We start from the raw sequence: 14,721 nt of genomic DNA, 5'->3' as shown, positions 1-14,721 counted from the left end.
GCTCATCCACGGTCTCTCCCGGTGATCGCCAGCACGGTCGCCACGGCTCCCGCCGCGCGCCGCTCGTCCACGTCCGGCTCCGCCGCGCCGCCGGGGTCGCCCGTGCGGCCCGCCGCGCTCACCCGCTCTCCGACGGCCCGCCGCTCCGGCGCGGCGAACCCGCCGAAGGTACGGCGCAGCAGCGGCAGCACGTCGGTGAACTGGTCGGCGGGCAGCGCGGTCAGCCAGGCGTCGACCAGGCCCAGCAGGCGCGGGTCGTGCACCAGGAGCAGGCCGCCGCCGGACAGGAAGCCCTCGACCCAGGCCGCCGCCCTGACCGGGGTCTGGCCCCGGGACATGGCCCTGGACATGCGGTCGCCCGCGTCGTCGAGCTCGCCGCAGTCGAGCAGGAGGCGGGTGAGCCGGCCCTCGATGAGACCGTGCAGGTCAGGCCGGTCGGCGATGCCCCGCAACGTGCCCAGCCACCGCCCGCGCGGCGACGCCCCCTCACCGGCCGCTCCGCCGTCACCGGCCGCGTCATCAGCGGCCTCGGCGGCAGGTTCGGCGAGGAGGGCGACGGCGGCGTGGACGGCGTCGACGTGCTTCAGCAGCCCGGCCGCCGCGTCGTCGTCGAGCGCGGTGACCGCCACCGGCAGCCCGACGCAGATCCGGTCGAGCATCGAGCGCACGATCACCGCCAGCCCCTCGGCCGAGGTGCCGCGCACGTCGCCGTAGCGGTGGGCGCGCACCATCGCGGGCAGCGCCGCCATCAGGTGCGTGACGTCGGTGTCCAGCGCCGCCTTGGCCGACAGCGCGGCGAGCACGCCGGGCAGCGCCTTCGGCAGGTCGGCCAGCAGGCACAGCTCGACCAGCGCGGTCAGGTCGGCGAGCGCCGCCGACGCCGCCCCTGCCAGGTCGCGGGCCCGCTGCGCGGCCGCGGCGGCGACGGTGGTGCCGAGGGCGGCGTGCTCGATGAGCGCGAGGTCGTGCTCGGGCCGCCACTGCAGCGTCCACGACTCCCTGAACGTGCCCTTGCCGCGCGCCTGGCCCGGCGTGCCCCAGCCCACCTCCAGCATCCGCAGCCGGTGCAGCAGGTGGCTGCGCTCCAGGTCGAGCGGCTTGCGCAGGTCGAGGTCGAGCTCCCGGTCGAGGGCCTCGGGCCGGAGCTTGAGCCGCCGCCGCTGCTCGCGCAGGTCGCGCTGGAGCGGGACCATCGGGGTGCCGTCGGTGACGTGGCCCAGCCGGTCGCCGACGACCATGCGCCGCTGGATCAGCTCGACGGCCAGGTCGTCGCCCTCGCACAGCACCGCCCTGGCCGCCTCGGTGACCTCGCCCAGCCCGGCCAGCGGCCTGCCGCGCAGCCCCGCCAGGGTCGCGGCCAGGCGCACGGACTCGATGACGTGCGCGGACGAGACCGGCAGGCCCTCCTCGCGCAGCACGGCGGCGGCCTCGGTGAGCCAGCGCTCGACCGGCCGGTCGGGGGCGGCGAACAGGTGGTGGTACCAGCCCGGCGAGGTGATGCCCGCGCCGTAGCCGCTCCAGGAGGCCAGCCGTCCGTACGTCCACGGCACCCAGGTCAGCTCGGCCTTCACCCTCGGCATCCCGCGCAGCAGCGCGTTGTCGGCCGAGGCCGGGGGCAGCGGACCGGTCAGCGCGGGCACGTGCCAGGCGCCGCAGACCACCGCGATCGTGCCGAACCCCTCCTTGATCGCCGCGCGCAGCGTCCTGCGCATGTACGCCTCGCGCCTGGCCTCCCGGCCGGTCGGCTCGTGCCCCTCGCGCACGGCAGCCATGGCCTCGGCGATCGCCTCGAAGGGGGTGTCGCCGCGGTGCTCGACGACGTCCTCCCACCAGCGTTCGGGGTCGTCGTGCCCGGCGGCGGCCGCCAGCGCGCCGATGGGGTCGGTACGCAGCCCGTCGCCCCCCGCCTCGGCCTCCTCCTCGCCCTCGGCCTCGTCGGCCAGGGAGTGGGCGGCGGCCAGGTCGCAGAAGCGCACCGGGACGCCGGCGGCGACGCCGTACAGGATCGCCTGCCATTCGGGGGAGAACTCCGCGAACGGCCAGAACGCGGCCTTCGCCGGAGCGCCGGGCACGTGCGCGAGCAGCGCGACCGGCGGCTCCAGGTCGGGGGCGAGCGGCACGAGCGCGTCGGCCTCCGGCGGCCCCTCGACGAGGATCGCGTCGGGGCGCAGGCGTTCGAGCTCACGCCGGAGCGCGCGGGCCGAGCCGGGGCCGTGATGGCGCACGCCCAGGACGGACACGGTGCTCATGACACCTCGCGGCAGGCGCGGTAGAAGTCGCGCCAGTCGGGACGCTCGCGCACCACGGTCTCCAGGTACTCGCGCCACACCACCCGATCGGAGACCGGTTCCTGCACCACCGCGCCCACGATCCCGGCCGCCACGTCGGACGGCCGCAGCACGCCGTCGCCGAAGTGGGCGGCCAGCGCGATGCCGCTGGTGAGCACCGAGATCGCCTCGGCCGTGGACAGGGTGCCGCTGGGCGACTTGACCTTGGTGCGGCCGTCCTCGGTGACGCCGGCGCGCAGCTCGCGGAAGACGGTCACCACGCGCCGGATCTCGGCCAGGCCGGTGGTGGTCTCCGGCAGCTCCAGCGCACGGCCCAGATCGGTGACGCGGCGGGCGACGATGTGCACCTCCTCCTCGGCGTCGGCGGGCACGGGGAGCACGACGGTGTTGAACCGGCGGCGCAGGGCGCTGGACAGCTCGTTGACGCCCCGGTCGCGGTCGTTGGCGGTGGCGATGACGTTGAAGCCGCGCTCGGCCTGCACCTCGCGGTTGAGCTCGGGGATCGGCAGCGTCTTCTCCGACAGGACGGTGATCAGCGCGTCCTGGACGTCGGAGGGCATGCGGGTCAGCTCCTCGACGCGGGCGACCCGCCCCTCGGCCATGGCCCGCATCACCGGCGAGGGGGTCAGCGCCTCGAACGACGGGCCCTCCGACAGCAGCCTGGCGTAGTTCCAGCCGTACCTGACGGCCTCTTCGGCGGTGCCCGCGGTGCCCTGGACGAGCAGCGTCGAGTCGCCGCTTACCGCGGCGGCCAGGTGCTCCGACAGCCACGTCTTGGCCGTGCCTGGCACGCCGAGCAGCAGCAGCGCGCGGTCGGTCGCGAGCGTGGCCACGGCGACCTCGACGATGCGGCGGGCGCCGACGTATTTGGGGGTGACGCGGTCGCCGTCGCCCAGGATGTACCGGGTCACCGCCCAGGGCGACAGCTTCCAGCCGGGGGGCCGGGGACGGTCGTCGTCCTTGGCCAGGTAGGCCAGCTCCTCGGCGTACTGGTCTTCGGCGTGGGGACGCAGGACGGTCATGCGAGCTCCTTGTACATGTCGGCACGGAAACGCAGGAGGGCGGCGACCTGCTGGATCGGCGCCACCGGCGAGTAGCTCTCGGCCAGCGGGAACAGGGCAGGGTCGATGTGCTCGCCCGCCAGCTTGACCAGCTCGCCGAGGTTCCACGGCTGGACGGCCGCCACCTTGACGATCTTGTGGAGGACGGCCGTCGCCAGCCCCTCCCCCCACTGGGACGAGACGCCGCCGAGAACCATGATCAACTGGCTGTCCAGGTCGTGCTCGACGACGAAGCCGGCGGCGAGCTCCTGCTGCTCGCCCGGCGGGAGCGCTTCGAGCAGGTCGGCGATCGGGTCCCAGCCGAACATCGCGCGCGCCCACTCCGGGTCCTTCTGCAGCACCGCGGCCCGCACCCAGGCGGCCTTCACCTCGGCGTCCCAGTCGGGGACGCGCATCGTGAGCAGCTCGGACGGCGGCCGGCCCCAGACGCCCAGCGGGGCGCGGGCCAGGATCTGCTGCAACCACCAGGCCCGCTCGCCGATGCCGCGCGGCGGCTTGGGACGCACGCCGTCGCGTTCCATCGCCCGGTCGCACTCCAGGGGCGCCTCGACGGCGATGGTCGAGCCGGAGATCGACACGCAGGCCCGCGCCCGCTCGGCCATGCGCCTGGACAGGCGGGAGCCGGGCAGCCGGGTCAGCAGGTTGGCGGCGGCCTGGCGGACCTCGCGGCGGCGGTCGTCGAGCGCCGCTTCGAGGAACGGCTCGTCGCCCATGCCGAGCCCGTCGGCCAGCAGCTCGACGAACTCGGCCCGGTCGTCGGGCGTCTCCCGCTCCCACGTGCTCTCCAGCAGCTCCCTGGCCCCGGCGGGGTCGGCGGCGCGCAGGGCGCGCAGGTGGGCGCGGCGGTCGGCGGCGCCGCCCAGCTCCCACGTCTCGCCGGTGGGCTCCTCCAGCAGGTAGCCCCACGCCGGGTTGAGCCCGGCCAGCCAACGGCCGCGCTGCCCGGCCAGGACGCCCAGATGGGCCCGGATCGAGCGGTCGCGCCTGCCTCTTTCGAGCAGGTCGGGCAGCACGTCGCAGGGCACCCGGCGGCCGGTCGCGGCGGCCGCGGCCAGCCATTCGGGGAGCAGGCGGGCGTACTCGCCGCCCATGATGCGGACCAGCCGCTCGGCCGCGCGCCGGTCGACGGCGGGCAGCTCCTCGGCGGGGGCGGGCGCCGGCGGCGCGGACCCGACCGGGCGGCGGCCCGCGCGCCGCCGGGCCGTCTCGACGGCGGCGGCCTCCAGCAGGTCTCCTCCGTACGGCCTGCGGTCGGTGCCCACGAGGGCCGTGGAGGCCAGGTCGTCCCAGGTCACAGGATCACCGCCGTTCCTTCGTCGTCCCAGGTGGTGAGCGGGCGCAGGCCCTGCGGGGTCCATTCGGCGGCCAGCGTGACGGGGTGGCCGCCCGAGACGGCGATCAGCCGCCAGGGGTCACGGGCCCGGGGGTGCAACGGCAGCCCCCCGACCGACGCCCGGCCGGGGACGACGCCGGCCAGCACGACCGGCCACGACTCGGTCCAGGGATCCTCGGCCAGCACCCGCGCCACCTCGTCGAGCGCCTCGTCGGCCGACACCCCGACCGGCCCGGCGGCCCCGGCCGCGAGAGGCGTGGCGGGGTGGCGGGCGGCGACGAGGGCGCGCAGGGGGGCGGCGCCCGGGTAGAAGGCGAGGTCGGCGTCGATCGTGGTGCCCGTGACCAGGGAGGCGTCCAGCGGCTGGCCCTGAGGGGCGAAGGAGAGGATCAGCGCCGCCCGGCCGGTCGCCCGGCCCTTGAGCCAGACGCGGCGGGCGGTCAGCCGGTCGTGCTCGTCGTCGCGCCCGCCGAGCACGTGCCAGTGGTCGCGCACCGCCGGCCCGGCCAGCACCTCTTCCTTCGTGACGGGGAAACCGGTGCGGATCTGGACGGTCTGCGCCAGGGGCCCGGGGAGGTCGGCGCGGCGGCGGTAGGCGACGGCGAGGAGGTTGACCAGCGCGTACTCCTCCAAGAGCCGGCCGGGCCAGTCGTCCTCGGCGCGCACCTGGGTCAGCCGGGACACCAGGCCGGCGACGCCGGGGGCCTGGGCGTCGATGAGGCGCTTGGCCAGGCCGTCCCAGTCGTGCTCGGCGGAGGAGGCCAGGCCCTGGCGGATCTGGTCGGCCAGCCAGCGCTCCAGCTCCGCCAGCCCGGCCCCCACCCGCGCGTGCCGCACCGACTCCGCCCGCTCGGCCCGCTCCACCCGTTCCTTCCCTGCCGCCTCGCCATCGGCCACCCCGGCCGCATCGGCGCGGGCCGCCTCGACGCGGGCCGCGGACCTGGCGGCGCGCTCGGCGCGGCCGTCGAGCCACTCGGTCACCCACTGCGGCGCGGCCTCCTCGGCGGGCACGCCGTCGGCCGACCACAGCAGCAGCAGGCCCAGCGCGTGCTTGCAGGGGAACTTGCGGCTGGGGCAGCTGCACCGGTAGGCGGGCTCGCTCAGGTCGACGCACGCCAGGTAGGGCTTGGACCCGCTGCCCTTGCACTCGCCGTAGAGGACGCTGCCCGTCGTGCCGCGCGAGGACCACTTGCCCGCCGCGGCCACCCCCTGGGCCGCCTTCTGGGACGAGGCGTCGGGGGCGAGGGCGAGCACCTGATCACGGCTCCACCGTTCGATCACCTGCCGCAGACTAGCCAGGCCGACCGACAGTTCGCGCGGCGAGCACCCCGCCGACGGGCGCCGACGAACACGGGCGTGGGCGAGGTGGTCAGCCCGCGCGCCCGGTTCCTCGTAAGATCGGCCATGTGGAGCTGAGGATCTTTCCCGACGGCGCGCCCACCGAGGTCGCCGACGAGGCGGCCGCCCTGGCGCTGGCCGCGACGTTCGACGGGCAGGCCGTCCTCGACGGCGCCCGTTTCCTGCGGCGCGACGTCACCGGCGCGCCCGTCGCGTTCGTCGCCCGGCCGCCCGTGGCCGCCGAGCTCGACCTGCTTCCCCATCCGGAGGGCGGCTGGTACCGCGAGACCTGGCGGTCGCCCGTCACGATCCGGCCCGACGGCTACCCGGGCCCGCGCGCCAGCGCCACCGGCATCTACTTCCTGCTCCAGCCGGGCGAGGAGTCCGTCCCGCACATGGTGAGGTCGGACGAGGTGTGGCTGTGGCACCGGGGCGGCCCGCTGAGCCTGACCGTCGGCGACCGGGACGTCGTCCTGGGGCCGCTGGTGGAGCGGGGGCAGGTGCCGCAGGCGGTCGTGCCCGGCGGCGTGTGGCAGTCCGCGCGTCCGGCCGGGGACGAGGCGGTGCTGGTGAGCTGCGTCGTGTCGCCGGGGTTCGACTTCGCCGATTTCACCGCGTGACCGGAAAGATCGTCTTATATAGAAGGCATGCCGGGCATCGAGGCGGCCCTGACCGCCGCTGGGAAGAGCATCGCTGAACGTGCCATGCGCGAATGGCTGGCCACCCGGGCCGCGCGCAAGGACCGTACGAGTGAGCTGAAGGATCTCGTCCAGAGCGGGTTCCGTGACCGGCTGGCGCCGCGGAAGATCGACAACCAGCTCCAGGGCATCGCGCTGGCCGTCGAGGGCCGGCTGTCGCGGCTCGTCGAGCAGGAGTTCCGCGGGCTGGACGAGTCCGCGCGGGCCGCCGTCCTGCTGGAGGCCGTGGCCGCGCTGCGCGCCGCCGACCTGTCGGACGAGGCCCTGTTCGAGTCGGACGCCGACCCCGCCAAACTCGCCGGACGCATCCTGGCGGCCCTTCCGGAACCCCGCCTCGGGGAGGCCGAGGACCGCCTGTACACCGTCCTGCTCGCCGAGTCCGTCGACTGCCTGATCGGTCTCATGCGTCAGCTCCCCCAGTACCTGCCGCGCGCCGCCACCGAGACGCTGGGCCGGCTCAGCAGCCTGGCCGAGGGCGTCGAACGCCTGCTCGCCAGGATGCCGCAACGCACGCTGGAGGCCCCCGAGGGCACCCAGGACGACGCCGCGTTCGCCCGCCTCTACCTCGGTTTCGCCAGCCGCACCCTCGACGAGGTCGAGCTGTTCGGCGTCCGGGTGGAGACCTACCGTCCGCGCACGTCGCTGAGCGTCGCCTACATCAGCCTCAACGTCTCCTCCGGCGAACGCGGCCCGCGCACGCCGGAGCGGCTGTCGGTCGCCGCGCTCACCGGCGTGCACCCCGCCGAGCGCGGCACCGAGCGCATCGAGTCGGCGCTCGGCCGCTCCAGGCTCACGCTGCTGCGCGGCGACGCGGGTTCGGGCAAGAGCACGCTGCTGCGCTGGCTGGCGGTCACCGCCGCGCGCGGCGGCTTCTCGGGCGACCTGGCCGCCTGGAACGGCTGTGTGCCCCTGATGATCAAGCTGAGGAGCCATTCGTCAGGACGGCTGCCCGCGCCCGCCGACTTCCTCGACGACGTCGCGCGGGAGGTCGCCGGCCGCATGCCGCGCGGCTGGGTGGAGCGCGTGCTGGCGTCCGGCCGCGGGTTGCTCCTGGTCGACGGCGTGGACGAGCTGCTCGTACGGCACCGGCCGGCCGTACGGGAGTGGCTGTCGCGGCTGCTGGCGGCCTATCCGGAGCTGCGCGTCGTGGTGACCTCCCGCCCGACCGCCGCCGACGCCCGCTGGCTGGCCGACGAGGGGTTCGCGGCGGCCACGCTGGAGCCCATGACGCCCGACGACCAGCGGGAGCTGATCCGTCAGTGGCACGTCGCGATACGCGACTGCCCGAGCCTGCCGTGCGACCCCGGCGAGCTGGAAGGCTACGAGGTCGCCCTGCTGGCCAGGATGGAGTCCAATCCGCACCTGGGCGTGGTCGCCTCGACCCCGCTGCTGGCCGCCATGCTGTGCGCGCTCAACCTCGACCGCCGCACCCAGCTCCCGCGCAGCCGGATGGGCTTCTACGACGCCGTGCTCGGCCTGCTGCTCGAACGCCGCGACGCCGAGCGGCGGATCGACGACGACGTGTCCCTCGACCCCGGCCAGAAGGTGTGGATCCTGCGCGACCTGGCCTGGCGGCTGGTGTCGATGGGCCGTTCCGAGTTGTCGAAGGCGACCGCGCTGCGGCGGGTCGAGCAGAAGCTCGGCTCGATGACCCGCGTCTCGCACACCGCCTCCGACGTGCTCGAACACCTGTTACGCCGGAGCGGCGTGCTGCGCGAGCCGGTGCCCGGCCGGATCGACTTCGCACACCGGACCGTCCAGGAGTACCTGGCCGCCGGGCAGCTCGTGGAGGACGAGGACGTCGAGGCGGCGGTCGAGCGGGCGCACCTGGACCAGTGGCGCGAGGTCGTGGTGATGGCCGCCGGGCACGCGAACGGCCGGCTGCGCGGCGAGCTGCTGAGCGGCCTGCTGGACCGCGCCGACCAGGGCGGCAAGCACGCCCGCAGGCTGCGACTGCTGGTGGCGGCGTGCCTGGAGACCGTCCAGGAGATCCCGGCCGGGGTGCGCGACCGGTTCGAGGCGTGCCTGGCGCAGGTGGTCCCGCCGCGCACGGAGGAGGAGGCGACCCTGCTGGCGGCGGCGGGCGAGGAGATCCTGCGCCGCCTGCCCCGCGACCTGACGGGCCTGCCGGCGAGCCGCGCGGCGTGGACGGTCCGCACGACGTTCCTGATCAACGGCCCGGAGGCCCTGGACCGCCTGGCCGGCTACGCGTCCGACCCGCGGTGGCAGGTGCGGGAGCAGCTCCGCCAGGGCTGGGAGTACTTCGACGCCGACGTCTACGCCCGGCGGGTCCTGGCCGACATGGAGGACGTCACCTTCTCCAGCGCCCGCCATCTCCGCAGCGCCGCCCTCCTGAAGGCGTCCGAGGTGCTCGTCACCGTGCCCACCCCTCTCCCCGACCTGCGATTCCTCCGCGACATGCCCCAGACGCAACTGCTGAGCGTGCAGGACGCCCCGATCCGCTCCTTGGACGGGGTGGCGTCGCTGCCCCGGCTGACCGAACTCGGCCTGCACTTCTACGCCACGCCTCACGCCGTGGACCTCGGCCCCCTGGACGGATCGCCGCGTCTGCGCACCATGCGGCTCTGGGGAGTCCGGCTCGACGATCCGGCCTTCCTCGACCGTCTGCCGCGCCTGAGGGAGCTCGTCCTCGACCTGCGCGACGACGACCGGGACGCCTGGCACGCGCCGCTCGCCCGGCAGGACCAGCTGGAGTCACTGCACCTCCGGCGCGACGGCCTGCCGATCCCCGGGACGGTCTTCGCCGGGATGCGGCGACTGGAGAAACTGTGGCTGGACGGCGTCGCGGAAGCCGGCGCCTGCCTCGACGCCGCCTCCCTGACCTGCCCGTCCGTCGCCGACGTGTCCCTCGACGAGGTCGGCGGGCTCGATCTCGCGGCACTCGGCCGCTTCTCCCTGACCCGCCTCCGCCTGCGCCACTGCCCCGCCCTGACGGATCTCACCCCGCTGTGCGGGCAGACGCGGCTCTCCTCCCTGACCCTGGCCGTGTGCCCCGGCGTCACCGACCTGTCCCCGCTCGCCGCTCTGCCCGGGCTGCGCAACCTGAATCTGTTCCTCATGCCCGCCGACCTCGACGTGAGCCCGCTGGCCGGGATGCCGGGGCTCACCGTCCAGCTCGGGCGTACGCAGCGGGTGGTCAACGGGGACGGTGTCAGGGTCAGGAGGCTGTGACGCCCGGTAGTCGGTGGGGGCCGCTTTAACTACCCGGAATTTCGTGCTAAACGTGGCAATATCCCGTTCGGAGTTCCCATCAACCGGCCATGCCGGCCTGGCGCCCTGCTCTGATCACCGTCCAGGCCGTTGTCACAGAACGTCACAGAACGTCACAGAACTTGCACGGCGTACGCGTTCACCCCCCCCCAGGACGCCCGGCGCCCGCCCGCGTGCGGGCGCCGCCTCCTGCTGGACGAGAAGGGGAACCACCATGACCCTGCCCCTCGCCGCCACCCCCGCCGTCGAACCCGCGCCCGCCCGCCGCCGCGGGCTCGTGCTGCTGCTCAGCGCCCTCGCCGGATTCCTGCTGACCGTCGTGTGGTCGGCCGAGTTCGTGGACCAGACGATCGGCTCGACGGTCGCCGACACGATGCTCGGCCACGACGCCGACGCCACCCCCATCGCCGGGACGCTCTCCGGCATCGTGTTCGCCTTCGCCTCCGGCCTGGCGGGCTCGTTCACCGCGTGCAACATCGCCGCGCTCGGCGCGGTCGCGCCCCTCGTCGGGGCCAGGCCGTCGGTCGGCGCCCGGATCCGCGGGACGCTGCGCCCGCTCGGCTGGCTGGCCGCCGGCGCGCTGACCGTGTCCGGCGCGTACGGCGTCGTGGTGGGCATCGTCGGCACCTCCATGCCGCAGTTCGCCACGGCCAGACCCGCGCCGGGCACCCTGTCCCCCGGCCTGGTCCAGGCGATGGTCACGTTCGGGCTGATCGGGCTGGCCTTCCTCTACCTGGGCCTGGCCGCGCTCGGCTACCTGCCCGACCCGCTGTCCCGCCACCCGAGCGCCCGCATGGCCGTCATGGGCGCGCTGATCGGCGGCTTCCTGATCGGCCGCCCGTTCCCGCTGTTCCGCCAGCTCTTCAGGGACGCCGCCGAGAGCCACAACCCCCTGTACGGCGCGCTGGCCTTCATGCTCCAGTCGGCCGGCAACATCGTCGTCATGGCGGTCCTGTTCATGCTGCTCGCCCTGGCCACCGGGGGCCGCGCGCACCGCTGGCTGACCGCGACCCCGGCCCGCCTGGCCCTCATCACCGGCGCGGCGCTGGTCGTGGCCGGGGTCTTCACCCTTCTGTACTGGGACGTCCGGATCCTGGCCCGCCGCGACCTCATCTGGTACCCGACGGCGCCCTGGAGCTGAGCGGCGCGGCAGCCCGCTTCCTGGCGGGCTACCCGCCGTTTCTGCGGGAAGGAGGAAGGTGACCGTGGGAGGTGCGCGATGAGGGCCGTCATGAACGCCGCGATGCTGCGGATCCGCAGGCACCGGCCGGACCGCAACCCGTTGCGCCGCCGCTCCGACCGGCTGGAGAGCGCCGGGCTGGCAGTGGCGGTGCTCCTGGTCCTGCTCAGCGTCTGGCCGGCGGTGCTGGCCGGCCGGGTCGCCTACGAGGGCGGCCTGCGCGACGCCCGCGTGGGCCCCGGCCACCGCCAGCAGGTGACCGCGACGGTGCTGCGGGAGCCGCGGCCCGTGCGGCCGGGGTTCGGCGAGGCCGCGACCTCCACGGTGCCGGCGAGCTGGACCACTCCGGCGGGCTCGGCCAGGACCGGGCAGGTCCAGGTCCCGGCCGGTACGCGGGCGGGCCAGACCGTGCCCCTGTGGATCGACCCCGAGGGCGACCCGACGACGCCGCCGGCCGGCCACACCGACGTGGTCCTGCGCGGCGTGGGCCTGGCGGCGTTCGTCCAGGTGCTGGCGTGCCTGCTGGTGCTGGGGGCGGTCGCCGCGCTGCGCCGGCTGCTGGACCGGCGCAGGTACGCCGACTGGGACGCCGCCTGGCTGCGCGCCGACGACCGGTGGCGCCGTCCTCGCCGCCCGTAGCCGGGCCATCCGGTTTACCGCCGTACGTCCGGGCAGCCGTACGGCGGAGGAGGCGAGAGATGGAAGCCAAGGAGTGGACCGTGCGGATCCGACTCGCCGAGGACGGCGACGACACCTCGGCGCGGGCGGTCCTGACCACCCCGGACGGCACGACGGCCGAGGGCGCGGGCCACGCCCGCCGCAACCCCGCCGACCCGTCCATGCCGGTGGTCGGGGACGAGCTGGCCGTCGCGCGGGCGCTGGCCGACCTGGCCGGCCGGCTGGCCGGCGACGCCCGGCACGAACTGGGTGACGGCGGCCCGGTGCCGACCCAGTCCTGGTGAGAGCGGAGGCGGCGAAAACGGTTTGACGCGCCTGCCCCCGGCCCGCTGACATGGGCCTCGGACCGTACGGACCGAGGGGGAGCGCATGGGCGGCAGGATGCACGCGGACGAGGCCGACATCGACGAGGCCCTCGTGCGGCGGCTGCTGGCCGCGCAGTTCCCGCGCTGGGCCGGCCTCCCGCTGCGCCGCTTCCCCTCCTCCGGCACCGTCAACGCGGTCTTCCGGCTCGGCGACGACCTGGCCGTCCGCCTGCCGCGCGTCGGGAACGGCGTCGGCGACGTCGCCAAGGAGCGGCGGTGGCTGCCGCTGCTGGCCCCCGCGCTGCCCGTCCCGATCCCCTCGGTGCTCGGCCAGGGCTCACCGGGAGAGGGTTTCCCCTGGCCGTGGTCGGTGTGCCGGTGGCTCGACGGCGAGAACCCGGAGGCGGGCGCGCTCTCCGACGCCGAGGCGCTGGCCGCCGACCTGGCGGCGTTCGTCGCCGCGCTGCGCGAGGTCGATCCCGCCGGCGCCCCCGACGCCTACCGGGGCGGCCCGCTGGCCCGCCTCGACGACGCGACCCGGGCCGCGATCGGCGAGCTCGACGGCCTGATCGACACCGCCGCGGCCACGGCGGCCTGGAAGGAGGCGCTGAGCGCGCCCGGATGGCAGGGCGGGCCCGTCTGGGTGCACGCCGACCTGATGCCGGGCAACCTGCTGGTCCGCGACGGGCGGCTGAGCGGGGTCATCGACTGGGGCACGCTCGGCGCGGGCGACCCGGCCTGCGACCTGATCCCGGCCTGGAACCTGCTGCCGCCCGCCGCGCGCGAGGTCTTCCGCGCCGCGCTCGGCGTCGACGACGCCACCTGGGCCCGCGGGCGCGGCCGGGCCCTGTCCATGGCGCTCATCCAGCTCCCCTACTACAAGGACACCAACCCGGCCATGGCGGCCAACGCCCGGCACGTGATCCGCGAGGTGCTCGGCCGGCCCGTACGCTGACGGGATTCTTGGGTTTTTTCCGGCGAGATGATTGTCTGTCCGGAGGAACTACGAGGAGGCCACCGGTGAGCCGTCAGATCGTTTCAATCGTGGGTGGGAAGGACACCACCGGCGAGAGCGTGTACGAGTCGACCAACCCCGCCCGCCCCGGCGAGGTCGTGGCCCGGGTCGGCCTGGCCGACGCCGCCGCGTTCGCCGCCGCCTGCCGCACCGCCAAGGAGGCCCAGCGCGAGTGGGCCAAGGTGCCGGCGCCGGTGCGCGGACGGGTGATCGCCTCCATCGGGCGGCTGGTCGAGGCCAACGCCGAGAGCCTGGCCCGTCTGGTCACCCGGGAGATCGGCAAGCCGTACGCCGAGGCGCTGGGCGAGGTGCGGGAGATCGTCGACACCTGCGACTTCTTCCTGGGCGAGGGCCGCAGGCTCTACGGTCAGACCGTCCCCTCGGAGATGCCGGACAAGAACCTGTTCACCTTCCGCAACCCGGTCGGGGTGGCCGCGGTGATCACGGCGGGCAACTTCCCCGTGGCCGTGCCCTCCTGGTACCTCGTGCCCGCGCTGCTGTGCGGCAACGCCGTGGTGTGGAAGCCCGCCGAGTACGCCGCCGCCTCCGCCGAGGCCATGTACCGGCTGTTCGCCGCCTCGGGGCTGCCCGACGGGGTGCTCAACGTGGTCTTCGCCGACGGCGCCCAGACCTTCGCGGGGCTGGAGCTGGCCCTGGAGGAGGGCAGCGTGCACAAGGTCGGCTTCACCGGGTCGAGCGAGGTCGGCAGGAAGGTCGGCGAGCTGACCGGACGCCACCTGCAGTCGGCGTGCCTGGAGCTCGGCGGCAAGAACCCGATGGTGATCATGCCGGACGCCGACCTCGACCTGGCCGTCGAGGGCGCGCTGTTCTCCGGCTTCGGCACCGCCGGCCAGCGCTGCACCAGCCTCGGCACGGTCATCGTGCACGAGAGCGTGCACGACGAGTTCGTCGAGCGGTTCGCGCGGGCGGCCGGGGAGGCCAGGATCGGCGACCCCGAGCAGGACGTGCTGGCCGGCCCGCTGCTCGACCAGAAGTTCGCCGACCGGTACGAGGAGTACCTGACCTGGATCCAGCCGCACCACGAGGTCGTCTCGGGCCGCACCGGCAGGATCACCAAGGACAACCCGCGCGGCGACTTCGACGGCGACGGCGGCCTGTACTACCACCCGGTCATCGTCGACGGCGTGCGCCCCGGCGACCGGCTGTTCCTGGAGGAGACGTTCGGCCCGCTCGTCGGCGTCACCACCTTCACCACCCTGGACGAGGCCGTCGAGCTGGCCAACCGCCCCGGTTACGGCCTGTCGAGCTCGATCTACACGACCAACCCCAAGCACGCCTTCCGCTTCCGCGAGGGCATCTCGGCGGGCATGGTCAGCGTCAACAACTCCACCTCCGGCGCCGAGGCCCACCTGCCCTTCGGCGGCAACGGCAAGTCGGGCAACGGCAGCCGCCAGTCGGGCGTGTGGGTGCTCGACCAGTTCACCCGCTGGCAGGCGATGAACTGGGACTTCTCGGGCCGTCTGCAGAAGGCGCAGATGGACGTGGCGGAGATCGTCCCGGATCTGGAGTTCCGGATCTGAGAAAGGCGAAGCCGCCCCCGGGCGCCGGGGGCGGCTGTCACGCGTACGGGCGG

At 74.9% G+C, this 14,721-nt stretch carries 11 protein-coding genes; 7 read left to right on the top strand and 4 right to left on the bottom strand.

Going from position 1 to position 14,721, the window contains the following annotated elements; genetic code table 11:
• Positions 1-2 precede the first annotated feature (2 nt).
• From ACIA8R_RS06255 to ACIA8R_RS06240, 4 genes are read right to left on the bottom strand one after another with little or no spacing between them, the layout of a single operon-like run.
• Complete coding sequence (locus ACIA8R_RS06255) at positions 3-2,249, bottom strand: DUF5682 family protein (RefSeq protein WP_397036878.1); 2,247 nt, start codon at positions 2,247-2,249, stop codon at positions 3-5.
• Entirely contained in the window at positions 2,246-3,310 is a 1,065-nt protein-coding gene (locus ACIA8R_RS06250) for an AAA family ATPase (protein ID WP_364089655.1), read from the bottom strand. Before ACIA8R_RS06250 ends, ACIA8R_RS06255 begins: the two co-directional genes overlap by 4 nt.
• The gene (locus ACIA8R_RS06245) at positions 3,307-4,644 is read right to left on the bottom strand and encodes a DUF5691 domain-containing protein (protein ID WP_397036876.1); all 1,338 of its coding nucleotides are present in this window, start codon (positions 4,642-4,644) and stop codon (positions 3,307-3,309) included. The genes ACIA8R_RS06250 and ACIA8R_RS06245 overlap by 4 nt, the downstream gene beginning before the upstream one ends.
• The gene (locus ACIA8R_RS06240) at positions 4,641-5,963 is read right to left on the bottom strand and encodes an SWIM zinc finger domain-containing protein (RefSeq protein ID WP_397036874.1); all 1,323 of its coding nucleotides are present in this window, start codon (positions 5,961-5,963) and stop codon (positions 4,641-4,643) included. Before ACIA8R_RS06240 ends, ACIA8R_RS06245 begins: the two co-directional genes overlap by 4 nt.
• A gap of 125 nt (positions 5,964-6,088) precedes the next feature.
• Between ACIA8R_RS06240 and ACIA8R_RS06235 the strand changes: the two genes are divergently transcribed.
• The 7 genes from ACIA8R_RS06235 (at position 6,089) to ACIA8R_RS06205 (ending at position 14,668) form a co-directional block, all read left to right on the top strand.
• Positions 6,089-6,640, top strand: a complete 552-nt coding sequence (locus ACIA8R_RS06235) for a cupin domain-containing protein (RefSeq protein WP_357701257.1) — start codon at positions 6,089-6,091, stop codon at positions 6,638-6,640.
• A 27-nt stretch (positions 6,641-6,667) separates the two neighbouring features.
• Complete coding sequence (locus tag ACIA8R_RS06230) at positions 6,668-9,910, top strand: NACHT domain-containing protein (protein ID WP_397036872.1); 3,243 nt, start codon at positions 6,668-6,670, stop codon at positions 9,908-9,910.
• Between the two features lie 253 nt (positions 9,911-10,163).
• The gene (locus ACIA8R_RS06225; RefSeq protein ID WP_357701261.1) at positions 10,164-11,090 is read left to right on the top strand and encodes a hypothetical protein; all 927 of its coding nucleotides are present in this window, start codon (positions 10,164-10,166) and stop codon (positions 11,088-11,090) included.
• Between the two features lie 78 nt (positions 11,091-11,168).
• On the top strand, positions 11,169-11,768 hold the full coding sequence (locus ACIA8R_RS06220; protein WP_397036870.1) for a hypothetical protein: 600 nt from the start codon (positions 11,169-11,171) through the stop codon (positions 11,766-11,768).
• Positions 11,769-11,848: 80 nt separating this feature from the next.
• On the top strand, positions 11,849-12,091 hold the full coding sequence (locus tag ACIA8R_RS06215; RefSeq protein WP_397036868.1) for a dsRBD fold-containing protein: 243 nt from the start codon (positions 11,849-11,851) through the stop codon (positions 12,089-12,091).
• Between the two features lie 85 nt (positions 12,092-12,176).
• Positions 12,177-13,067 (top strand): aminoglycoside phosphotransferase family protein, encoded by an 891-nt coding sequence (locus ACIA8R_RS06210; RefSeq protein WP_397036866.1) that lies wholly within the window; start codon positions 12,177-12,179, stop codon positions 13,065-13,067.
• Positions 13,068-13,156: 89 nt separating this feature from the next.
• Positions 13,157-14,668, top strand: coding sequence for an aldehyde dehydrogenase family protein (locus ACIA8R_RS06205; protein ID WP_364089675.1), 1,512 nt, complete (start codon positions 13,157-13,159; stop codon positions 14,666-14,668).
• Positions 14,669-14,721 lie beyond the last annotated feature (53 nt).

The sequence above is a fragment of the Nonomuraea sp. NPDC051191 genome (genome assembly GCF_044455665.1).
Taxonomy (GTDB): Bacteria; Actinomycetota; Actinomycetes; order Streptosporangiales; family Streptosporangiaceae; genus Nonomuraea.
This window is presented reverse-complemented; position numbering and strand designations above follow the sequence as displayed.